The organism is Janthinobacterium breve (assembly GCF_051380895.1).
Taxonomy (GTDB): Bacteria; Pseudomonadota; Gammaproteobacteria; order Burkholderiales; family Burkholderiaceae_D; genus Janthinobacterium.
The window spans coordinates 350,727-372,607 of sequence record NZ_JBNYXY010000007.1 but is presented as its reverse complement, the minus strand read 5'-3'; the positions used below and the strand labels follow the sequence as shown (position 1 = coordinate 372,607).

Below are 21,881 nucleotides of genomic sequence, written 5' to 3'. Positions count from 1 at the left end.
TTGTCCTCCGTTTGAGGGGCCAGTGTAGCGCAAGCTATTCGTGGCTGCGGTCTTTTTTCGGCGGCGCTCTGGCCAGCGGGCGGCTGGCGCGGCTACACTATGGCCATTATTTATTTAGCACGGTTTATTTTCCCATGACTTCCCCCCTGATTACGCACCGCGGCATCACCATCGCCACCCTCGCATCGACCCAGGACGTGGCAGCCCACTGCGCGCCGGGCCAGACGGCCATCCGCGAACAGGGCGACGGCTGGTGGCTGTATTTTGTCGACGAAGACGGCACGGTCGACGGCTACGACAGCCCGTACACCAGCCACGCCGAGGCGCTGTGGGCGGCCAAGGCCGCAGCCGAGTTCAGCGCGCAATGAAGGCCAGTCCTTGGGCTTTCCTGGGATTGCCGCAAGCGCCCGTGCCGGAAGCGGAAAGCGCGCAGTACGGCGCCTGCCGTGCCGAACTGGACGGCAAGCGGCTGGTCTTGCGCATGGCGAAAACCACGCCGACGAAAATCGGCCAGTTCGTCACCGTCTGGAAGCGCCCCCATCCCGATGCCGAGATCGCCCCACTGGATGAAGCGGACCCCGTCGATGCCGTCATCATCGCCGTGGGCGACGACGCGCGGCACGGCTTCTTTGTCTTTTCCCGCGCCGTACTCATCGAACGCGGCGTGATGTCGCGCGCCGGCGCCGGCGGCAAGCGCGCGCTGCGCGTCTATCCGCCGTGGTGTGTGCCTGAATCTGCCCAGGCCCTGCGCACGCAGCGCTGGCAGGCGCGGTGTTTTGTGGCGGCAGGGGATCAGCAAGGGCTGGAGCAACTATGCAGGAGCGGACAGGTGCGGGGGGGATTTTGAATTTGTCGATTTTTGGCACGGAGCAAGCATCCGAGAAGCTCACCTTGTCGAATTCGGCAAGAATATAAGGTGTAGTAGCTCGGACTCGATCCGACTATGTGGCGGTGATTAAAACTGTCAATTAACACGTTTATTTCGGAAGCCTTTACCCTGCATGCAAAGCTTCAGGAGTTCTGGCTGTTCGGTAGCTGGTGTCTTATTCAGTCTAGGCGGCTGGAAAATACATGGAAAAACCGGGGCAGCATCCGGCTTTGGATGGTATGTTGGATGGGCATCCAAAAAGGGAACACCTATACAGTCGCCCGTTCGATTCGGCGCGACGAATCGGACTCGCGTAACGTTTCTGCCGGCGTACTGGCGCGTGACGCCTTTATGGCTGACTCCCGACGCTATTCGCCAGGTTTGCACCATAAGCGCTATTTCGTTCCAGCCCTGGTTTGACCCCGGGGCCTTCATGCAATTTCCTGGCGAGATCGATGGATACATCAGGAAGCGTTTCCGTTACAGCAGTCGTAGCAGCCAATTTTTATCCCTGCCGCCTGAAGGCCTGCAACGCTACGCGCAGGCATGCATCCAGGCGCTCACCGGTTCATGTAATGCCCATCCTTCTGCAATTCATGCTTGAGCCCGCTCATGATGTCGGCCAGGCCGACCAAGGCCGGTTCGCCGCGCCGCAGGGCGCGCAGGCAGGCGTGGCGCAGGACGTTGATGATGGCGCCGCCTGCCAGCGTGTATTGGGCGGCAAGCGCCGCAAAATCGACGTCGGGCGCCAGTGCCACGCCATGAAACAGTTTTTGCCACAGGCTCAGGCGGGCGGTGGCGTCGGGCATGGGGAACAGCACGGTGGTCTGGAAGCGGCGCGCAAAGGCATCGTCCATATGTCCGTGCTGGTTGGTCGACAGTATCACCATGCCGGGGAAATCCTCGAGGCGCTGCAGCAGGTAGGCGATCTGCTGGTTGGCCGAGCGGTCGTTCGAGGTGTGCGCCTCCGTGCGGCGGCCGAACAGGGCTTCGGCTTCGTCGAAGAACAGGATCCAGTTCTGGTCCTGGGCGCGGTCGAACAGCGTTGCCAGGTTCTTTTCCGTCTCGCCGATCCACTTCGAGACGATACGCGACAGGTCGACCCGGTACACGGGCACGCCGTGATGCTTGCCCAGCAGGGTGGCGGTGAGGGTCTTGCCGGTGCCCGGCAGGCCGTGGAACAGGCAGCGATAGCCGGGCTTGAGGCGCCGCGACAGGCCCCAGTCGAGCATCAAGGTGCGGCCATGCAGCATCCAGGCGTTGACCATCTCGATATGCTCGCGCGTGACGGCGTCCAGCACCAGGTCATCCCACTCCAGCGGCGTGGTGATGCGTTCGGCGGAAAAATCGTCGTGCGGCGCACTGCCGCCGTCGGCGCCACCCAGCAGGATCGCCTGGTATTCGCGCGACAGGCGCAGCGCGGCGGCGCCCGCCGGCTCGCCGGCCGGCGCCGCGTCGAATTCCAGCACGCGCTCCACGCGCAGCGGGTGGCGCGGCGCAAACAGCTGCTGCAGCGCCAGGCGCCGCGCCAGGCTGGCACCTGCCAGCAGGAACATCGCCGTCTCCACCGTTGGCAGGAAGGCGCCGTGCGCCTGCGCGGAAATGCCGCCGAACTCGCTGAAGCGCCGGCCCGTTGCCTGGTTCTGTAGCTGGAAGGTATCGAGCAGTTCCGGCGCCAGGCACGGTGCCATGGCCAGTGCCAACAGCAGCCGCGCATCGGCGTCGAGTTCCAACCGCCGCAGCAATTGCGCGTAGGGCCCGGGCGCATCGGCCAGCGGCGGCATCGCCGGCACGGCGGCCGGCGCCTGCCCGACCTGCGCATAACGCAGGGAAAACTGCTGCTCGATGACGGCGCGCAGCCAGTCGAGTTCAGCTTGCAGGACGCCGGCATGGGCTGCCACGGCGTCGCCAGGTATCATCTTGTCTACCATATGACGGCTAGCTCCTTGGACATCCATGGATGAAGTATGACGGCAAAGCCCCAGGGGATCTGGTCCACCAGCACGTCGACGGTCTTGCGCGACACCGTCAGCGTCCACTTGCCGTCGCGCCGCTGCAGGCGGCCGTCGCGCTGTAGGAAAGTCTCGCGCAGGCCGTCGGCCGAGGTGTTGCTGATGCTGCTCCAGTTGGCGGTGACGGCGGCCAGCAACTGTTGGCACAGTTCTATTTCATCCTCCTCTGGCACGATGGCGGGCGCCACCGGCGTATCGAGTTCCAGGCCGCACAGCAGTTTGTTGAGCGCCAGTGACGGCTCCGGCGCATCGCAGACTGTGTCAACGAGCCATTGCAGCAAATGCACGGCGCGCGAGGCGTCGTCGGTGCCGGCGATGCGCGGCCTGCCCTTGGTGTCGTCGCTCAGCAGTCGCAGTTGCTGGAACATCCGCGGCAGGAAAGGGTGCAGCAGCACCAGCCCGGCGTTGGCCACGTAGATGACGTCGCCATCCTGTGCGGCGCCGGGCCGGGAGGTGGACGCGGCGGGCCGCGCCGCTACCGGGCGCGCAGGGCTGGGCTCGGTCGCCGCTTCCTTGCCGCTGACACTTTGCGCGCGCAGCGCTGCACCCAGGTTGGCATAGCCGCCCTGGCTGGCCAGCCATTGCGCCTGCGGCAGCAAGCGGCCATCCTGGGCGGGCTTGGCTGGCGCCAGCTGCGCCAGCAATTTGCGGGCGATCTGCTGTTGGCTAGGCGCCGTGCCCTGCGCCAGCAAGTCCAGCAGCACCGCCCACAGTTGCGGCCCAGGGTGCCGCGCCGCCGGCGCCGTTTGCCGCCACGCCGTCAGCAGCACGGTTTTCAAGTCCAGCATGAAGCGCGCCAGCGATGGGGCCAGCCGGTACAGCAGGCGCGCCAGTATTTCCTCGGGCAGGCCGGCGATCCAGCGCTGCCGCACCGCCGCCTGGGCCAGGCCCGCGTGCATGGCGGCGCGCAGCGGGGCGCTGTCTTGCGCCAGCAGGCTGGCCAGCGCGCGCTCAGGCGGCGCGGCCTCGCCAACGCTGGCGGCGCCGGCCAGCCAGTCCAGCAGGGCCTGCGTATCGGCCGCGCCGCGCACGGCGGGGGCCGGTGGCGCTATCGCGGCGGGCGTCGGCTGCGCCGGGATAGGCCGGGCGAAGCGCGCCAGGTCGAGCGGTGCCGCCTGCATCGCCGCCGCCGTGGCGTGGATGCGCAGCTCGGCCAGGGCGGCGGCGTCGCGCCCCAGCGACATTGCCGCCAGCGGACCGCCTGGCGTCAGCACCCACGGCGCCAGGCGGCCCAGCAGTGCCAGCGCGGCATCGGGTTCCATCTGGTGGTACAAGCGGCGCAGGCGCCAGACGATGCGCTCTTCCTGGCCGTGTCCATGGTCGAGCAAGGCGTGCAGTTCCGCCAGCGGCCGGCTGCGCAAGCCGGCCAGGAGGCTGTCGAGCCGCGTGCCTTGCGCGGCCCACCACGGCAGCACGCCGTGGTCCAGCCAGTGGCGCAGCATGGCGCTGCGGTCCAGGCGTTCCGCCGGCCACGGCGCGGCACCCGGCGCGTCCAGCGTTTCACCGCGCCACGCGGCCGCCAGCACCTGGCGCCAGGCCGATGCCATGTCAGCGCCAGGCAGGTCGGACAAGGCTTGGGCCCAGCGCGACGCGGCTTCGGCCTGGCCCGGCAGCAGGATGTGCACCACTTCTTCGGGCAGCATCCAGTCGAGTAAACGCTGCGTCAGTGCCTCGGCATTGGCCGATTCGGCCACCAGCATGCGATGCAGCAGCGCGGAAAATTCCTGCGGGTTGGAGGCCGCCAGCGCCACCAGGCCGGCGCCGCCTTGCTGCGGCTGGCCGCTGCGCAGGAAGCGTTCCGCCAGCGCCAGCGCCGCTTCCGGGGTGACGGCGCCAGTGCCCGCCGGCGGCCCCAGTTCATCGACCAACTGGGCCAGTCCCTCCGGCAGGGAACTGGACAAGGGGACGCGGGCGCGCAATTCTTCCAGCGCCGCGCCGAAACTGTCGAGCAGGAAGCGGTAGCTGACGCCGGCCGCCAGCGCCAGTGCCTGCATGGTGCGGCGCAGCCAGCTGATACGGTTGAACTGGGAACCCGCTTCCAGCAGCAGGTAGCGCAACGCTATCAGGCGCACCTGGCGTTCGAAGCCGGCGTGGCTCAGGTGCAGGCGCGGCCGCTGGCGGTGCAGCAGCGTCAGGTTGTCGACATGGGCCAGGATCAGGGTCGCATGCATCGGCTGCAGCAGCCGCACCAGGCCGGCAAACACCGTGACCGGCATGGCATACACCAGTTGCGCCATGCCGCCAGGATCGGTGGCCCGCAGTTGCTGCAGCAGCGGCGCCAGGTCGCCCGCCTGCGCGCCGGAGAGGAAATCTGCGCCGGCGCGCTGCTCCGGCTTCGGGGGGGGCAAGGCAGGCGGCGGAGCGCTGAGCCGGGCCAGCAATTCGTCGAGCGTGCCGAGCAGCGATCCGGACAGCGGCTGGCTGGTCCGCGTCCTGGCGGCCGCCATGTGTAGCAGGCCCAGCAGCGATTCATAGCTGACGCCTTCGGCCAGCGCCACGCCCTTGAGCAGGAAGGCGAGATAGCTGCGGCGGTTGAACTGGCTACCGGGATCGTGCAGCAGATAGGTCAGGCTCAGCACCGACAGCGCGCGCTCCAGGGCCGGCGACGCCAGGCGCAAGCTGTGTGCCTGCGGGTGCAGCAGGCGCAGCCCGGCCAGGTAGGCCAGGATCAGCGCGGCGTCGGCCGGCGCCAGCGCTTCGAGCAAGGCGGGCCAACCCTGCGCGCCGGCCTGCAGCACCAGTCTTTCGATCAGGCTGGGCGCGTGCCCGCGCCGCCGCAGCATGGCCAGCAGCGCCGCTGGCTGCTCGCGGCACAATGCGAGCAGGATGCGCGCCGGATCGTAGCGGTGGCTGGCGCCGCGCAAGGGCAGGGTGCCACCGGCCAGGTAGGTTTCGAATTCATCGAGCCGGGCGGCCGGCAGCGACAGCGCGCGGACCTGGCTGCCGGGCGCATGCATGGCCGTGCCGATGGCCTGCGCCAGCTCGGCGCGCAGCGCGCGTTCCAGGCGTTGGGGAAAATCCTGTTCCAGCGCGTGAGCCGCCATCTCACCCAGGTCCAGCTCGATACGCTCGATGCGCACTTCGACGCCGGCCGGACACAAGGCCTCGAACAGCGTGTCGAGCAGGGCGGGCAGGCGCTGCCAGGCCAGTTCCTCGGCGCGCGTGCGCAACTGCATGGCGGCGTCGAACGAGCCGACGTCGAGGTCGAGGCGGATGCGCCCGACGTTGTGGTCGCGTTGCGGCAGGGCGCTCATGCGGGTGGCGCCAGCCACAGCGGCGTGTTGCCGTTGCGGTCGGCCTCGATGAACTGCCAGCGGTAAACAACGCCGGCCAGTTCGCCGGCACCGTCGATGGCCGGCATCAGGCAAGCACCGCTGCGCGGTCCGCCGCGCAGGCAGGCGCCGCCGCCCCAGTACTGCTGGAAGCGCAATTGCGCGTAGTACGTTTCATCGCCCGGCAGGCCGCCGTCTGCCAGTCCCAGGCCAGGCACGTAGCCGGCATGGGCCACTGCGTCATGCCAGGCGTTGCAGTAGTCAAGCATGGTTTGCGGCGTGGCGCCCGTGCCATGTGGACCCAGCTGCAGCCAGACGCTGACGCCGGCGGGAAAACCGATCCAGCGCGCCAGCGCCGCGGCGCGCTTGCCGTCGCGCGCACCCAGCTCGGCACCGGCCGTGCCAGCCGGCAGCGACGCCTCGGGCGGCATCGTCTGCACTGGCATCAGGGCCAGGCCCGCCTGCAGGATCTCGTTCGCCTCCAAGCTGTTGAAGCCATCGGCGGGCGCGGCATCGCTCCAGCTCAGCTTGCGCAACACAAAGGCATAGCCCTGGCCGGCAAAGGCCTGCGCCGTTGCGCTGTCCAGCTTGCCGTCCACGTACACGCCGCTGGCGCCCGGCCATGCCGGCGCCACCGCGCCGGCCAGGTGCTCTGGCACGGCGGCGCTGGCCGGTGGCGCGGCGCTGCCGGTACGCAGCAGGCGCCGCCACGGCTTGCCGCTTTCGGCAGCCGTCGCCAGCTCTGGCGCCGCTCGCGGCCCGGCGCCAGCATCCGGCACCGTCGCAGGCGGGCGCTGCAGCGCCGGCGCATCCGGCCGGCGTGCCTCTTGCAGGAAATGGGCCATGCGCCGGCACACTTCGCCGCGCCGGCCCGGCGAGCCATGCCGCAGCACATGGCGCCACTCGCGGTACAGGCGCAGGAAGCGCCGCATGCGTCGGTGGCCCAGCACAAGCTCGTCGAACACGATGTGCGCCGGTGTGTTGTCACGCAGGATGGCGCGCACCTGGTTGCGCCAGCCGTCGTTGCCCGCCGCCTCATCGCCGTCGTCGTCACGGCCACGCCGGGCCGGCATCACGGCGCTGATGCGGAAGTTGAATTCGGCGGCGGCCTGCCCGTCAGCGTGGGCCAGCCCGGGCAAGGCGTCGCGCAGCAGTACCCATTCGACGATAAACAACGCTTCGTGGCCACCGTCGGCGGCGCGCAGCAAGGCCGCCGTCAGCGTCACGGCGTGCACGGCGTCGCGGCATGGGGCCAGTTGCCACCAGCGCCCGTCCATGTCCTGGCACACCAGTATCAGCGGCGCGCCCGGGTACAAGGCGCCCAGCCGGTAGCGCAAGGGGTCAGCCAGCGCCGCCAGCAGAGCGGGCGCCACCTCGCGCCCGACCAGCGGCGATTGCGCGGCGCCGTCGTCGGGCAGCTCGTCATCGCTGCCATCGTCGACCGGCAGGAAGCCGGCCTCGATGCGCGCGCTGTCGTCGTCGGGCAGCAACTGGCCGAAAGGCGTATCGGCGCCAGTATCGGTGCCGCTGCCGTGCGCCGTCTCGAGCAGTCCCAGTTCGATGCGGCAGCGGATTTCCAGGCCGGCCAGCGGATGCTGGCGGCTGCTTTGCCGGTAGTCGAGCCCGCGGCCGCGATCGTGCGTGGCCGCCACGATGCGCAACAGCAGGGCCTGCCGTGCGCGCACCAGTGCCGCCTGCTGGACCAGCGTAGTGCCCGGCTTGCCCGACACCGGGGCCGGCGCGGTCAAGGGCGAAGCGTACAGCGACAGCAGGTAACCCAGCACGGCCGTCTGGCGCGCGATCACCGGGTCGTTCTGCGCCGTCAGGCGCGCCATGCCGCGCTCGTAGTCGTCGTTCAGGAGGGCGGCGGCGTCCGGCACGCTGCCACGCAGCGACTGCCAGGCATAGGTTCGCTCACCGCCGGCGGTCACCGAAAACAGCTCGCGCACGAACGCCAGCTGGCTGAAATAATCGGCCATCAACTGGTCGAAGGCCATCAGGTAGCCCTTCAGTTGCATGGCTTGTGCGTACCGCGCGGTACCTGCGCCGGACGGCAAGCCATACGTGCTGATGCCGTACACGGCGGGAAACTGCTCTTGCACCGAACTGTAGAGCGACAGCGGCTGGCCCTTGCCGGCCGGCGGAGGATAAAACGTGTCGTACTCGTCCGCCAACGGGTAGCGCCGGCGCTGCTGCGCCCAGGCCCGGTTGAGCAGGCGCCGCACCTTGGCCGGATTGGGCACACAGACGGCATCGCCGCACACCAGCACCAAGCCATCATCGTGCCAGGCGGTATCGAGCTGCAGGATGTTGCCGGCGCCGGCATCGATGATTTGCTCCACGCCATAGCCTTGTGCATGACCCTGGACGAAGACCAGCAGCGCATCGACGGCCAGCACGCCCGCCACGCCGGCCATCGCCGCCAGCACGGCCTCGACCGGCACGAATCTGGGCAGGGGCGTCAACTGCTCGCTGTCGACAAAGCCTTGCAGCAGCAAAGGACCCTGGAAGATCTCCGCGCTGCTGCGGCCGGCCTGGCGCAGCGTGGCCAGCGAGGTGCGGCGCGGTTCCGGCGCCAGCACCATGCCAACCGCGAACAGCAGCTGCGCCAGCACGGCGTCGGGGTCGCTGAATTCGTCCAGCAGGACGCTGGCCTGCAGGCGGGTGGCCAGCGGCGCCAGCAAGACGCAGGCCGCCACGTCCTCGCACAGTGCCCGCCGGGCGGCATAGATGTCGAGCAGGCGCGCCGGCAAGGCCGCTTCGGCCGGCGAATCGCAGCTGCAGTCGCTGCGCCGGGGCAGTACGTCCAGCCGGTACAGGCCGGCCACGCCGCCGCTGTCCTCGGCAGGCAAGGGCGTCAGCCAGACATTCGCCACTTCCGGCACGCGGTCGAGCAGCACGCGGCGCAGGTCGGCGGCGGTGACGGGATTGACCGGCATGATGGCGCTTGCCGCATGCAGGCCCTGGCGTTCCAGCACGATCATGCCGCTGACCGGCGCGCCCAGCAAGTCCGGCACCGGGAAACTGGCGCGGTAGGACAGCTCGGTCAGTGCATAGCACAGCTGTTCGAGGATGGTGACGCCAGGATCGGAATAGTTAAAATTGGTCCAGATATCACCTGACAGCTGCTGTACCAGCCGCGTGCCTTCGTCGACCAGGGCGCGGTAGTCCAGGCCGACGTCGGCCGGCGGCAGGCGGGTGATGGTCGGATTGACAGGGTCCAGGCCCGCCTGATCGCTCATGCCGCCTCCCGTGGCGGCGCCGGCAGCGTGTAGTTCGGCTGGCGCAGCAGTTCCAGCGCGTGCGAGCTGTAGCCGTCAAGCACATGCGACAGCGCCGAGGTGTAATACACCGGGACTGCGCGCTCGGCTTGCGGGTCGGGCACCAGCTGCAGCGCGCGTATCGCCTTCACATAAGGGCGCTGGCGGATGAAGCGGGCCACTTCCTGGCGCGTGTAGTAATTGGCGGCGCGCACGCCCAGTGCCGGCGTCGGCCATGGCGACAGGTATGCGATCAGTTCAGTGTTCAGGCGGCTGAGGCAAGCCTCCTTGTCGGCGTGATCGGCGAACCACAGGTCGGCGTGCACGCACACGCGCACGTAGGGCGGATTAGTGACATTCAGCGCGATGAAAGGACTGATCCGCGGCGCCAGGCCGGCGGCGATCTGGGCCAGTGCCTGCGCCGTGCAGCTCGGCACGGTGGGGTCGTCGATGGCCGGCGTGCCCGCGCCCGGCACGACCACCAGCCAGACCTGTCCCGGCGCGCAGCCGGCCGCGCCATTGCTGGCCGCTACCACGCCCACCTGCCATAGCGAGGGGGTGTCCGCCAGCACCAGGCTGGCGTAATCCCAGGCCTGGATCGCATGATCCTTGTGGCGCAGGCGTTCGGCCAGCCACAGGTCGAACGCCGCGCCACTGGTCCTGGCGCGTCCGCCGAACGACGGTTCGGGCTGGCCGATGGCGCCGATCTCAGGCAAGTCCGCGACGGCCTTGCTGACGCTGCCGGCCGGCAGCGGCGTGCCCAACCCGTTGGCGCCGCCCGGTCCCTGCCAGGTGGCGCTGGCGGCATTGCCCAGCAAGCCCGCCAGCAAAGGGTAGCGGCTCGCATTGCCCTGCTGGAAGGTCACGCGCAGGCGCAGCGGCGCTGCCGTGGGCCAGGGTTCGAGGTCGAGCCGCACGATGCCGGGCTGGCGCAAGCCGTTGGTGCTGTCACTGTGCGGCGTCAGCGTGTGCCAGCCGGCGCCGTTTGCCTGCTGCCAGCAGGGCGCCTGGGTATCGGTGGGCCAGCCGCCGGGCGGCGGCGCCAGCTGGAACAGCAGGCTGAGGCTCCTGGCCGGCGCCGACAGCTCGATTTCCAGCGCGCCGGCGCCAGCCAGGGGCGCCAGCAGCGGCACCGGCTGGCCATGCTGCCAGTTGGCGGCCTCGACCTGGTCGAACGGGCACAGGTGGTAGAAATGCAGAGCGGTGCTGCCGACCTGGCCGGCCGGCGGCGGCTGTGCGGCGGCGGCACTGTAGCTGACCTGGATGCCTTGCGCCATCGGCAGCCATGGCTGGTTGGGAAAAGCCGGCTTGACGGCGTCGTTCATGCATTTCTGGATGCAATCGTGCTGCGGATCGGCCGGCGCCGTGCGCAGCTTGCCCTGCAACTGGAGCAGGCTGGCGGCCAGTTGCGGGCGCGCCACCGGCACCTGCGCCGGTTCCACCAGGTTGCTGGCCTGGGCCGCCAGCAGCGTATCGCCAGCGGCCAGCATGGTGTACGCCTGCGCCACGCTGGCCGCGGCGGCGCCCACCTGCAGCGCCGCCGCATGGCTGGCCAGCCATTGCCGCAGGTTGGCGTGCACGGCCAGGCCGTCGGGCGGCGTACCGCGCAGGCGCCGCAGGCGCTGCATCAGCGACGCGCGCGCGCCTGTATTGAGCATTTGCGCGCGCAGGCCGGCGTACCATGCCGCCTGTTCCTGGGCGGCGATGGCGTCGCCGATGGCGGCCTCGATCGCCGCCAGCGCCTGGCCATCAAGGCTGGCCAAAGCCTGTTGTACAGCAACGTCAACCCGCGCGACAAAGCCGGCGTCGTCGCCCTCGAGGCAGGCGCGCAGCACCGGCTCGATCGGATCGCTGGCGCCGATCGGGGACGACGGCGGCGTGCACTGTCCCGCACAGGCGGCCGCGATGGCGGTCAGTTGCAGCGACGCCGCCATCACGTTCGGCGCGTACAGCACGTTGCCGAACGCGTAACTGGGGTCTTCCAGGCGCAGGCGTACGGCGCTCAGTTGCGGGTCATAGTATGGCTCGGCGGTCCTGGCGATCACCGGTTCGCGCAGCGCCGTGCGCGGCAGAAGCGGCGCCGGCACAATCTGCTCCGGCCCCAGCTGGAACAGGCGCTGGAACGGCGGCGCGTGGCGCAGGGTCCAGGTGCCCGGATTGACGACCTCGAGCCCGGCGGTAAAGATGCGGTTGTCGAACAACTGGCCCGGCGCGCAGGTGGCACCGTCGGCATCGATCACATAGCCTTCGTAGTAGCCCTTGAAACCACTGCTGGCGACGGGCAGGCCAAACCAGGTGATGCTCATGCTGAAACAGCTGAGCTGCTTGGCGAACAGTTCGGGTGCGCTGATGCTGAGCGCCGCATGCTGCACCGGCGGTGAGCCAAACAGGGCAAACGGCGCGCTGGCGTCCAGCGGGCCGCCGGGGCCGCTGATCTGCAGTTGCCCCAGGCCGCTGACATTGACGCGCAGCGCCAGGGTCTCGATGTTCAGCGTCGACAGCACCGCGTAGGGATAGACGCGCGCTGCTGCTTCCGATGCCGGCGCCGGCTCCTGCAGCAACTTCGCTTGCAGCGTCGGCAGGCCTTCCCAGGGCAGGCCTGCCTGCGCCGGGTCCGGCGCCCATGCCGCCGCGTCCGCATCGAGCTGAAACGACAGCGTATACGGCCCGTCCGGCTGCGACGGCGGCGCCACGCGGTAGCCGTGGATATCGGCCCAGCCGGCCGGCGTCGAATAGCGCAGCTGGAAAGCGACGCCAAGCAGCTGGGCCAGCGTGTCGGGCACCAGGGACATGGCGTCGGTTTTTCCCGTCGCGAAGCTCAGCTCGATAGTGACGTCGCGCACGCCGCCGGCCAGCAGCAGGCAGTCGCTGGCAATCGCAAAGCCGAGGCTGGCCTGCTGGCTGAACAGGGCGCCATCGCTGCCGGCCTGGCCGGCGCCAAACATGGGAAAGGGAGCGCCGATGGCCGGCGGCGTGGCCGACAGGGCCGCCAAGCCACTCCACACCAGCGTGCTTTGCTGCGGCGCCGTACCGGCCACCGGCGCCAGGGTCACGGTACGCAGCGCCGTCACTGTGGCGGCACTTGCCGTCAGGGCCGCGTCGAGCGCGTACACGATGGGCAGGCCATCCTTGTCGCTTCCGGCCAAAAATTGCGTGCCCTTGGCAACGCTGGTCTGGCTGACGCCGTGGGCCGGCGTCAAGGTCAGGAACAGCTGGTCGCCCGCTTCCGCGCGCGTCTCCTGGCGCAGTACCTGCCCCTGGTAGAAGTCGAGCAGGCGGCGCGGAAACCGGTTCAGGCTGTGCTGGGCGTGCCTAAACAGTTGGGCAAAAGCGTCCCACAGGCCGGACTGCGGCGCGTGCTTGCGGTCATGCAGCGACGCTTGCAGGTCCGCCAAGGCGCTTTCGCGCGCCTGCTGCAAGTCCAGCAGCAGGCCGGCCAGGAATTCTTCCAGCAAGGCCAGCAGTTCCCGCAGCCAGCCGCTGTCGGACTGCTCGCGCCGCAGGCGCGCCTCGGCGCTTTCACCGCCAAAATGGCGCGCCAGGCGCGTCGCCGGTTCAAGCCGGTGCGATGGCGTGCGCCGCGCCGTGACGTCCTCCAGCGCCGGCAGCAGGCCGGAATAGACTGCGCCGGCGCGCTGGGCGATGCCCAGCAGGCGCGTCATGCTGCCGCTCAGTTCCTGCCAATGGCGCAGCCGCTGTTCGACGCCGATAAAGTGGCGCAAGGCGTCGAGCAGGCGGTCGATCTGCAATTCGATGTCGGACAGGTCGAGCGCGGCGACCAGCGCCAGCTCCACGCTTTGATCGTTGCTGAAAAATGCGGACCAGTCGCCATCGGGCACGTTGGACAGGTCGTAGAAGTTGACCAGGCTGCCATACTCGGCCGCAAAGCCGAGCAGTGCCGGCAGGCTGCGGCCGTCCACGGGCGCCCGTGCGGGCGCCGGCGTCAGGGCCAGCCGGTCCAGCTGGCTCATCGCCTGGTTCAGGGCGCCGGGTACTGGGAACAAGCTCATTGCGTTGGCTTTCTCATGTCGGCGGCAAGGCCGTGGTGGCTTCCGTCAGGTAGAAGGGGTAGACCAGGTTGCTGCGCGAATTGGTCTTGCGCACCAGATAATCGATGCTGATCGACAGCCGGCCTGCCAGCGGCGCCTGTTCGACGATATCGATGCTGATGACGTCGACGCGCGGCTCCCAGTTCAGGATCGCCTTTCGCACCGCAGTGCTGATCTCGTTTTCCACCGCCGCAGTCAGGGCGTCGAACACGCGCAAGCGCAGGTTGGTGCCATACGAGGCGAGCATCAGGCGCTCGCCGATGGCGGTACCGAACAGCACCCACAGGCATTGCCTGATATTCGCGTCTTCGCTGGACATCTCGACCGCGTCGCGCATGCGGCTGAAGGTGGGCGGAAAGGTCCAGCCGGTGCCCAGGAAGCGCGGTGCCAGGTCGTTGGCCATGCCTCAGCCTCCGATCAGCACGGTGGGCATGCCGATGGCGATGCTGCCGCCATGGGCGGTGGAGTCGCCCATCCTGGCCGCCGGTCGGCCGCCGATCATGACAGTGGCCGAGCCCTTGACGATGCTGTCCGGCGGCCCGACGCAGACGCACATGTCGCCGACGCAGGCGGCCGGCAGGCCGCCAATCAGCACCACCGGCACCCCGGGTCCGGTGATCGGGCCGCCGACATGCGGGATCGGCGGCAGGCCGGGAGTGACCATCGGGCACACGTGCAAATCGGTTTGTCGGGCGGCTGGGGGCATGTGCAAGCTCCTGTGGTGTTGGTGAGTGAGGTCAATTGATCTTGACGATGCCGCCCTGGACGGTCACCATGCCACCCGAAGTGAGCTTGGCCTCGGCCGACCCCTGGGCTGCAAAACTCGTGTCGGCCTTGGCGTTGATGGTGGCGCCGGCGATGTCCACCCCGGCCTGGCCTTTCAACGTCAGCTTGCCCTGCGCGGCCAGGCTGATGTCGCCCTTGGCCGTCAGCGCTATCTTGCCTACGCTGTCGAGGCTGATGCCGCTGTCGGCCAGGACGATGGTATTGCCGTTGCTGTCCTTGATCGTCAGCTTGCCGTCTTTGTCGTCCAGGCGGATGCTGTGCTTTTTCTTGGTCGATATCTCGAGCGCCGTGTCCTTGTCGAAAAAGTCGATACGCATGCCGCCGCGCGTGACGATGGTTTTCTGGCTGTTCTCCGCATCGGGCGGCAGCGGCGGCGGATTTTTCTTGCTGTACAGCGCGCCAAGGATCACAGGGAAGCGCGGATCGCCATTCATGAAGGCCACCACCACTTCGTCGCCGACTTCGGGATAAAACTCGGCGCCGAAACCCTGCGAGGCGTAAAAGCCGCCCAGCCGCGCCCACAGACCCAGCGTGCCGGCCTGCAGCAGCGGCAGCGAGACCTGCACGCGGTACTCGCCGTCGGGGTCCTGGTCGGTCTTGAGCACCACCCCCGTCTGCAGGTTGGCGGCAGCCGGCAACTGCCCCGAGGCGCCGGGCGCCACCATCTGCGGCGCGGTGGCGGCGAACCATTCCGGCGACAGGCCGATCGTGGCGCTGGTGAGCCACAGGCCCTGCGCCACGCGGTGGTGTACGCCCGACACATACGCGTCGCCATTGAAGCGGTCGCCCAGGCCGGCCAGCGTGACCATGCTGCCGACCGTGGCCAGCGCGCAGCCCTGGAACTGCACCTCGCCGCGGATCTTCGCCAGCCGCGACTTCATCAGTTCGGCCGAGGACCAGGCGGTCAGCTCGGCCGGCGCCAGGGTGCCGGCGGTCTGCTGCAGGTATTGCTTGACATTGAAAACGGCGGCCAGCTGCTCGGACGACAGGTTGCCAGGCTCGCTCACGCTGGTACTGGCCAGGCCCGAGACGGCCAGCGCCTGCGTGGCAGGATCCCAGGCCTGGCTCTGGATCGCGCTGGCCTTGTATTGCAATGTGGCGTCCAGGCCGGCGCGGAAGTCGAGGATGGACTGTCCGTAGGTCAGGCTCAGCACCGGCTTGGCGGCGGTGTCGGGCGGCGCCACCGTCACCTTGCCGGCCGACGTCGTCACCACCATGCCGTTGAGTTGCGCGCGCACCAGCATCAGGTCCCAGTCGGAACAATAGAACTGCACCACGGCGGGCAGCACCTCGCTGGTGGCCTTGACGTCCGCGCCCAGGCTGGCCTGGCTGATCAGCTTTTCGATCACCTTGCTGTCGGTGGTTTTTTCATAGATGGCGTTCTTGCGCGCCAGCGTCATGACGGTGGCCTTGTCGGCCGCTTCGACGATCAGCTGCGATGGCCCGTCGCGGCTGATGCTCAGGCCCTGCTGGCACACCAGGCCGGAAAACACCATCGTTTGCTGGCTGTCGTAGCCCAGCGCGATGTCCAGGCTGGCGCCGGGAATCAGGGTCGGCGTCTCGCTGATCGGGAAGGTGGCGCTATTCGGACTGCCGTCGGAAATCACCAGCCGCGCGCGCGGCAGCTTGTTTACGCCGGTCCAGATATCGACCGCGATCACCTGGTAAGTGGAGTTGAGCGGCTTGCCATTGGCGGTGATGGCAATATTGACGACGGCGCCGGCCAGTAGGGTGGGTGAGGGCGCCGCGCTCATGCCGCCGCTCCCGTCAACGGTGGAAACACCAGCTGCGCGCCGGGACGCAGGCGGCGAAAGTCGAGCAGGCCGTTGAAGGCCGCCACGCCCAGGTAGTATTGACTGCTGCCATAGATGCGGTGGCACAGCGCGGGCAGGGTGTCGCCGGCCAGTACCGTCACCAGGTGCGTCATGTCGGGCGAATGCAGGTTGGCTTCGTCTGCCAGTTCCACCTCGCTGCTGAACGAGGTGAAGGACACGGACAGCTTGGCGCGCAGGGGCGTGCCGTCCGGCCGGAACAGGGTGTAGCTGATGCCGAGTTTGCTCAGCACGCAATCGAACTGTAACTGCCCCCAGATCAGGCGCAGGAAATTGGGCCGGTGGGTGTCGCTGTTGACGGTCACGGCCAGCTGCCTGAACTCGTCGATCGGCGCCGCCACGCCTTTTTTCGGTATCGGCGTGCCCGGTATCGGCGGCGGCACGACGCCGGTGGCGTCGAACATCAGGTCGAACGCCACCGTTTCCTGGCAAACCTTGTTGAACTCGGGCGAGGCGCCGTTGCTGCCCGGCGCCTGGCGGTCGCTGTGCGAGATGCCGTAGTCGTGGCTGTAGGTGGCGGGATTGATCCACACCGTGAACTGGCCCACCAGCTGGAGGAATTCCTCGTCGGCATAGGCCTGGATGATCATGTGTTCGAGGCTGCCTGGCATCTCAGCGCGCCTCGTTCATGCGCAAGGTTTGCAGCACCAGGCGCACGCATTCGGCCACGATCTGGTCTTGCTGCGCGGCGGCCAGCGGCGCGCCAGCGCCGCCACAGCCGCCCGGATCGGGCTGTGCCGGTTTTTCAGCCGGGTCGCGCACGGCCACGCGCACGCCGATTTCACCTATATGCAAGGGCATGTCTTTTCACTTTCAAGGTCGGATCAGGGCCGAGACGGCCGGTATCATGGCCGCCGCTTCGGTGAGCGGCATGCGCGTCACCGTGGCATAGGAAAATTCCAGTACTTCGGTCAGGACCTCGTTTTTCTGCGCATCGAACGGCCCCGTTACCCAGCGCACCGGCCAGGCCCGCGCGATATTCCATGCCACCAGCGGCAGATGGTCGGGCCCCAGCAGCAGTACCACCAGCGACTGCGTCAAAATTGGCTGCGTCAAGGTGGAGCCGATGGTCTGCGCCGCCCATTCGGACAAAAACGAAGGCCGCGTGACATAGCCGCGCCGCAGCACCAGGTTGGGCGACGAAGTCACGCCGGGCAACTGGTGGATAAAACGGTTTTCGCCGCCTTCCTTCAGCGCCTCGGTCTCGATCTTCGCTTCCAGGCCGGACGCCTCCTGGAAGCCGGCATCGGCCATGCTGCTCATTTGCAGGGCCGCGCCGGTGTCCGCCACCATGACGGTAAAATAAAACGACGGCGGCGGGCAGTAGGGTTCGAACATCGTCAGGGCGCCGAAATGACCATGGTTTCAAACGCGATATCGACGCTTTCCACCGCCACCTCGTTGCCTTCCGATTTCAGCTCGGTACCGGTGACCTTGATCGGGAAGGCGTTGTTGAGGGTCCAGACCATCTTCGGCGTGGCCGTTTCATCGAGCAGGCTGACCACCACGGTCAGGCGGGCGATGGTATTGAGCTTGATCTGGTCGAACCAGGTCCACAGCGCCGTATCGTTGACGAAAATGCCCTTGCGCATGGACACGTTGCCGACCTTGCCCAGGCCCGGCATCTTGATCGGGTAAAAACTCGGGCTGTCGCCGTGGCGGTACTCGATCGGCGTGACCTCGGTCGACAGGCCAGTCACTTCCTGGAAACTGACGGTGCCGGAAGGCAGGCCGGTTACGGAAAAATAGAACTTCGGCAAAGGCCAAATATTGGGGGATTGTGTTTCGCCAGCCATCATGAACTCCTGCAAAGGATAATCGGATTATTGAATTATTGGATGATCAATGTGAATCAGGTACCCTGCATGGTCTGCATGAAGGTCAGCTCGATGAATTCAGCCGGATGGATCAGCTGCACCGTGACATTGACGATCATGTAGCCATTGAGCACGTCCAGCCCGCTCATGGTGGTCGGCACGCCGCAATTGACGGTAAACGCTTCGCTGGCCTTGTCGCCCATCAGGCCGCCGGACTGCCACAGTTGCGTCAGGAAATTGGAAATGGCGGACGTGACGGTGGCCCAGGTGCCGCCGCTGTTGGGGGCGAAGACAAATTGTTGCAGCGCCTGCTTGATCGACTGTTCGATATAGTTCAGGGTGCGGCGTACCTGGATGAAGCGGTAGTCGAGGCTGTTGCCGTCCAGGGTGCGCGCTCCCCATACCACCGTTCCGCGGCCCACCATCGAGCGCAGGATGTCGATGGCATTGCCGTTCAGCGGCACGTTGAAATCGCCCTGTTCCACGTCGCTCAGGTCGACCTTCGGTGCGATGACCTGGTTCAAGGTCATGTTCGCCGGCGCATTCCAGACGCCGCGGTTGTTGTCGTTCAGGGTCCAGATACCGGCCAGCGCGCCGCTGGGCGCCACCACGTTGAGCTGATTGGCAAGGATCTGCTCGATGTTGCTCATCAAGGGGAGCGCGTTTTCGAGGTACTGGTCCAGCGCCAGCCTGGACTCGGGCGTGGCAGTATATTTTTCCGTCGATTTTTCTATCGTCAGCGATACCAGCGACTTGGGTTCGGCATTGAGCAGGCCGGCGATTCCGGTCGGGGCGCCAAAAGTCGCGGTGTCCGCTGTCTTGACGGGAAAGGCGGCGGCGATATGCGCTGCTATATCCTGGAATTTTTCCTGAAAATTACCGTCTTTGTCGATCGGGTAAAGTGTCAGCGCCTGCGAGGTGAGCAGGCTGTTCATCCATTCGATGCTTTCCTTGGTGCCTGTCAGATTGGTGTACTGGATATCGGCCGCCGTCAGCAGGCTCGATTGCAGCGCCGGACCATACGTTGCGCCATAGCTGAAGGCGTCGGCGGCGGGGCTGATCGCGTCATAAAAGATCTTTGCCTGGTCCATCATGCCTTTGGCGCTCCAGTTGTCCGCATCAAGGGCCCCCGGCAGGTCGAGGATGGCGACCCGGTCCTGCAGTTGCTTCGACTGCCGCAGCATGCCCACCGCCACGTCCGAGTAGCCGGGATAGGTGTCAGCTTCGCCCGGTTTTCCTTTTACCAGAGGAAACTGGCAGGCGTCCGGCACCAGCAGCATGGTGGGTCCGCGGGTCACGGCCGACACGTCCAGGCCTTTCAGGAGTTCCTTGGCATTGATTGTAGTGGGATCGGCTTCCGGCGTCGGCAACACGCTTTGCTTGCCCCAATAATTACTGACAGAAACAACGTAGCAAGTGCCGCCGCCATTTTTGAAGAACATCTGCATTGCCGAATACAGGTTGAACTGGGCGACGGTCTTGACTTTGACCTTGTCCCCCACGTCCGCATCGGCGTCTACCTCGTCAACCGCTGTTTCGGCCGGCGCCAGCGCCGTGCCGATGTAGAAAAAATTGCTCTTGTCCACCAGTTTCTTGGCATCGTCGGGCGACACCACCTTGACGTTGGCCTGGAAGTCATAGTCGGTTTCGTCACCCAGCTCGACCACACCCTTGGCGTCGAAGCCGTCGCCAAAGTAGCTGTTGTAGTCGGACAAGGAACTCAGTTGCACGGCCTGCATATACATCTGCTTGCCGCTCGCCGGATCGACCGCCGTTTCCGTGTAGCCGATGAAGATGGGCACCGCCGTCGGCATGCCGATGATCGATGGCGGGAATGCGGGGAATTCGGTGACATAAACGCCGGGCGTTTTCCGATTCTTCGCTAAGGTTGTACTCGTCGACATGGACTTTTTTCCTCTTGGTTAAGACCTGGGACATGGCAGGATTGCCGGATCATACATACACATAAATCTCAGAAATCCCGCTAGGGTATTGCTGAGTGAGACTCGGCCAGACCGGCGTGGCGGCCGCCACCGGTAGCCGGCTGATCCTGATCGTGTTTTCATGACCCCTGGCATCGCTGCGTTGGCCGGTCAGTTGAAACACCTGTGTCGGGTGCTGGCTCAAGGGCAGCGCCGTGTCCGCCATGAAGACGATGGCCAGCGCGCCGTTCGGCAGCAGCACCGGTGCCGGCTGGCGGGTAAACGCCGTGCCACGGCCATTGATGTGCAGGTCGCGCAGCGCGCCCCTGGACCCTTGCGAGACGATGTAGTATTGCCAGAATGTATGGCGCGCATCGAACGGCAGCACATACGCCGTGCTGACGGCAGCAGCGGCCGGCGCGCCGAACATGGGCGGCAGTGGATAAACGCCCTGGCTGGCGGGTGTGGGTTGTGTGAATAACATGTCCAGCAATAACAGCGTATTCGCCTTCGGCGCGTTATACAGCACCGTCCACGGATACTTTCCGGCGTTGATGCTGTTGTCTTGCGCATCCAGAATGCAGATGGTGTACTGGTCGAACGGCAGGTCGGTCAGGTCGATCTGGGCCCAGTCCCAGCGTGTTTCTTCGTCGCCGCTGCCGGCGGCATAGATAGCGATCTCGTCGGCGCCCGGTTGCGGCAGCACCACGCGGCCGGCAATATCGGTGACCAGCACCCGCTTGGTCCGGGGCGGCAGGCGCAAGGTGATGCTGCGGCCGATCACATCGTAAAAGGCGTCGCCATCCACATACGGCCCGGGCGAGAGCAGCGCCAGCGGTCCGTCCAGATGGGCCTGGTGATTGCTGGCATACAAATTCGACTGGTCGATCTTGACGGTCAGCGGCAGTTGCGTGATGTTGATAAAGTCCGGATTTTGCAGCTGCATCGAAAAGGTCAGGCGCTCCCAGAACTCCAGCGTGCCGCTGGGGCCGCGTAGGGCCGTTTCCAGCAGATAAGCTTGCAGTTCCTTGATCCGCTGCTTCTGGATGAAAATACTGAAGCCAAAGCGTTCCTGCCTGAGCGCCATGCCGAACTTGCTCATCAATTCTGCGCTGGTGGGGGTGGGCGCAACCGACAGGTCCGGGCAGAAACCGTCGGACTGGCTGTAATAGCCATGCCGCACCGTCACGCCGAACAACTTCACCAGCACCGCATCGGTGCTGCCAGGCGCAAATGTCAGGCCCATCGACGGGGCGTTGTGCCGGTTGATTGCCATCGCCGGTCAGCCTTGCGGCGCTTCGGAAACGCCCAGGCCCATGGCGCCATAGGTTCGGGCCCACATGGCATTCGAGTCGAAGGGCAGCAGGCGCAGTTTGTAAAATGCGCTGGGCAGGTATTTGGTGCCCAGGATGCCCATCACATAATTGACGTCAACCGGCGTCAGGTTTTCCATCTCCAAGGTCAGCTTGTCGATGCCAGGCTGCAGTTCCGGCGTGTTGGACGGCGTGAAATAAGGGTGTTGCTGGAAAAAGGAAATCAGCACCGAAATCGCCGCCAGGCCTTCCGAATAATTTTTCTCGGAAAAATTCGCCATGAACATCAGGTGCAGGTTGATATAGATGGGCGGACTGACAATCGCATAGGCGTCGCCGCCAGGCCGCGCCGGGGTGTATGTGCTGATCGTGTTTTCCCGCGTGATGTTGTACACGGTCATGACCACCTTGTCCTGGATCGCTTCATTGACTCCGCCACGGTGGTCGACGATGCTCGACAGCACGACCCAGTCATCGTTGCGCCGGTTGATATTCTGCAAATATTCATTGACCTGTTTGCAAATCACTTCCAGTACATTGCGAATATCGGACATGACCTATTTCCTGGAAAACAGCACGGATGCGGGGCTGTGGCGTGCGCAAGGCGCCTCGCGCGGCGGGGAAAAAGCTGACGATTTCATGCTGTGCATATGCTGTCCATTAGATTTTTTTTACTGCCTGACATCGTGTAATTCGATCAATAGTAGCATCCAAAAAAAGTGGTAAAACTATCATATTGTAACGATTGAA

General features: G+C 66.4%; 16 protein-coding genes. 2 read left to right on the top strand and 14 right to left on the bottom strand.

Annotation, left to right across the window (positions count from 1 at the left end; translation table 11 throughout):
* Positions 1 to 134 precede the first annotated feature (134 nt).
* Both ACQ4W0_RS16110 and ACQ4W0_RS16105 read left to right on the top strand, forming a co-directional pair.
* Positions 135 to 368: a hypothetical protein gene (locus ACQ4W0_RS16110; protein ID WP_436577632.1), complete on the top strand. Its 234-nt coding sequence runs from the start codon at positions 135 to 137 to the stop codon at positions 366 to 368.
* Positions 365 to 847 carry a MepB family protein gene (locus ACQ4W0_RS16105; protein ID WP_436577631.1) on the top strand — a complete coding sequence of 161 codons (483 nt, stop codon included), beginning with the start codon at positions 365 to 367 and terminating at the stop codon, positions 845 to 847. Before ACQ4W0_RS16110 ends, ACQ4W0_RS16105 begins: the two co-directional genes overlap by 4 nt.
* 581 nt (positions 848 to 1,428) lie before the next feature.
* Here the strand turns inward: ACQ4W0_RS16105 and ACQ4W0_RS16100 are convergent.
* From ACQ4W0_RS16100 to ACQ4W0_RS16035, 14 genes are read right to left on the bottom strand one after another with little or no spacing between them, the layout of a single operon-like run.
* Positions 1,429 to 2,799, bottom strand: coding sequence for an ATP-binding protein (locus ACQ4W0_RS16100; protein WP_436577630.1), 1,371 nt, complete (start codon positions 2,797 to 2,799; stop codon positions 1,429 to 1,431).
* Positions 2,793 to 6,134, bottom strand: coding sequence for a contractile injection system tape measure protein (locus tag ACQ4W0_RS16095; protein WP_436577629.1), 3,342 nt, complete (start codon positions 6,132 to 6,134; stop codon positions 2,793 to 2,795). The genes ACQ4W0_RS16100 and ACQ4W0_RS16095 overlap by 7 nt, the downstream gene beginning before the upstream one ends.
* Complete coding sequence (locus ACQ4W0_RS16090; protein WP_436577628.1) at positions 6,131 to 9,394, bottom strand: glycoside hydrolase domain-containing protein; 3,264 nt, start codon at positions 9,392 to 9,394, stop codon at positions 6,131 to 6,133. The genes ACQ4W0_RS16095 and ACQ4W0_RS16090 overlap by 4 nt, the downstream gene beginning before the upstream one ends.
* A complete protein-coding gene (locus ACQ4W0_RS16085; RefSeq protein WP_436577627.1) occupies positions 9,391 to 13,422 on the bottom strand; it encodes a baseplate J/gp47 family protein in 4,032 nt (1,343 codons plus the stop codon). Before ACQ4W0_RS16085 ends, ACQ4W0_RS16090 begins: the two co-directional genes overlap by 4 nt.
* A 13-nt stretch (positions 13,423 to 13,435) precedes the next feature.
* On the bottom strand, positions 13,436 to 13,864 hold the full coding sequence (locus ACQ4W0_RS16080) for a GPW/gp25 family protein (protein WP_436577626.1): 429 nt from the start codon (positions 13,862 to 13,864) through the stop codon (positions 13,436 to 13,438).
* 3 nt (positions 13,865 to 13,867) lie between these two features.
* Positions 13,868 to 14,167, bottom strand: coding sequence for a PAAR domain-containing protein (locus ACQ4W0_RS16075; RefSeq protein ID WP_436577625.1), 300 nt, complete (start codon positions 14,165 to 14,167; stop codon positions 13,868 to 13,870).
* A 31-nt stretch (positions 14,168 to 14,198) separates the two neighbouring features.
* Complete coding sequence (gene vgrG / locus ACQ4W0_RS16070) at positions 14,199 to 16,001, bottom strand: type VI secretion system tip protein VgrG (RefSeq protein ID WP_436577624.1); 1,803 nt, start codon at positions 15,999 to 16,001, stop codon at positions 14,199 to 14,201.
* The gene (locus ACQ4W0_RS16065; RefSeq protein ID WP_436577623.1) at positions 15,998 to 16,690 is read right to left on the bottom strand and encodes a CIS tube protein; all 693 of its coding nucleotides are present in this window, start codon (positions 16,688 to 16,690) and stop codon (positions 15,998 to 16,000) included. The genes vgrG and ACQ4W0_RS16065 overlap by 4 nt, the downstream gene beginning before the upstream one ends.
* Position 16,691: 1 nt before the next feature.
* Positions 16,692 to 16,880: a DUF5908 family protein gene (locus ACQ4W0_RS16060; protein WP_436577622.1), complete on the bottom strand. Its 189-nt coding sequence runs from the start codon at positions 16,878 to 16,880 to the stop codon at positions 16,692 to 16,694.
* A gap of 12 nt (positions 16,881 to 16,892) precedes the next feature.
* Entirely contained in the window at positions 16,893 to 17,417 is a 525-nt protein-coding gene (locus ACQ4W0_RS16055; protein WP_436577621.1) for a phage tail protein, read from the bottom strand.
* Between the two features lie 2 nt (positions 17,418 to 17,419).
* The gene (locus ACQ4W0_RS16050; protein WP_436577620.1) at positions 17,420 to 17,878 is read right to left on the bottom strand and encodes a phage tail protein; all 459 of its coding nucleotides are present in this window, start codon (positions 17,876 to 17,878) and stop codon (positions 17,420 to 17,422) included.
* A 53-nt stretch (positions 17,879 to 17,931) separates the two neighbouring features.
* Complete coding sequence (locus ACQ4W0_RS16045; RefSeq protein ID WP_436577619.1) at positions 17,932 to 19,800, bottom strand: phage tail sheath family protein; 1,869 nt, start codon at positions 19,798 to 19,800, stop codon at positions 17,932 to 17,934.
* 49 nt (positions 19,801 to 19,849) lie between these two features.
* A complete protein-coding gene (locus ACQ4W0_RS16040; RefSeq protein WP_436577618.1) occupies positions 19,850 to 21,094 on the bottom strand; it encodes a hypothetical protein in 1,245 nt (414 codons plus the stop codon).
* A gap of 6 nt (positions 21,095 to 21,100) precedes the next feature.
* Positions 21,101 to 21,685 carry a Pvc16 family protein gene (locus tag ACQ4W0_RS16035; RefSeq protein ID WP_436577617.1) on the bottom strand — a complete coding sequence of 195 codons (585 nt, stop codon included), beginning with the start codon at positions 21,683 to 21,685 and terminating at the stop codon, positions 21,101 to 21,103.
* Between the last annotated feature and the right edge of the window lie 196 nt (positions 21,686 to 21,881).

Coding starts and splice junctions, on each gene's coding strand:
- ACQ4W0_RS16110 (WP_436577632.1), top strand. CDS start 135: ATGACTTCCCCCCTGATTACGCACCGCGGCATCACCATCGCCACCCTC.
- ACQ4W0_RS16105 (WP_436577631.1), top strand. CDS start 365: ATGAAGGCCAGTCCTTGGGCTTTCCTGGGATTGCCGCAAGCGCCCGTG.
- ACQ4W0_RS16100 (WP_436577630.1), bottom strand. CDS start 2,799: ATGGTAGACAAGATGATACCTGGCGACGCCGTGGCAGCCCATGCCGGC.
- ACQ4W0_RS16095 (WP_436577629.1), bottom strand. CDS start 6,134: ATGAGCGCCCTGCCGCAACGCGACCACAACGTCGGGCGCATCCGCCTC.
- ACQ4W0_RS16090 (WP_436577628.1), bottom strand. CDS start 9,394: ATGAGCGATCAGGCGGGCCTGGACCCTGTCAATCCGACCATCACCCGC.
- ACQ4W0_RS16085 (WP_436577627.1), bottom strand. CDS start 13,422: ATGAGCTTGTTCCCAGTACCCGGCGCCCTGAACCAGGCGATGAGCCAG.
- ACQ4W0_RS16080 (WP_436577626.1), bottom strand. CDS start 13,864: ATGGCCAACGACCTGGCACCGCGCTTCCTGGGCACCGGCTGGACCTTT.
- ACQ4W0_RS16075 (WP_436577625.1), bottom strand. CDS start 14,167: ATGCCCCCAGCCGCCCGACAAACCGATTTGCACGTGTGCCCGATGGTC.
- vgrG (WP_436577624.1), bottom strand. CDS start 16,001: ATGAGCGCGGCGCCCTCACCCACCCTACTGGCCGGCGCCGTCGTCAAT.
- ACQ4W0_RS16065 (WP_436577623.1), bottom strand. CDS start 16,690: ATGCCAGGCAGCCTCGAACACATGATCATCCAGGCCTATGCCGACGAG.
- ACQ4W0_RS16060 (WP_436577622.1), bottom strand. CDS start 16,880: ATGCCCTTGCATATAGGTGAAATCGGCGTGCGCGTGGCCGTGCGCGAC.
- ACQ4W0_RS16055 (WP_436577621.1), bottom strand. CDS start 17,417: ATGTTCGAACCCTACTGCCCGCCGCCGTCGTTTTATTTTACCGTCATG.
- ACQ4W0_RS16050 (WP_436577620.1), bottom strand. CDS start 17,878: ATGATGGCTGGCGAAACACAATCCCCCAATATTTGGCCTTTGCCGAAG.
- ACQ4W0_RS16045 (WP_436577619.1), bottom strand. CDS start 19,800: ATGTCGACGAGTACAACCTTAGCGAAGAATCGGAAAACGCCCGGCGTT.
- ACQ4W0_RS16040 (WP_436577618.1), bottom strand. CDS start 21,094: ATGGCAATCAACCGGCACAACGCCCCGTCGATGGGCCTGACATTTGCG.
- ACQ4W0_RS16035 (WP_436577617.1), bottom strand. CDS start 21,685: ATGTCCGATATTCGCAATGTACTGGAAGTGATTTGCAAACAGGTCAAT.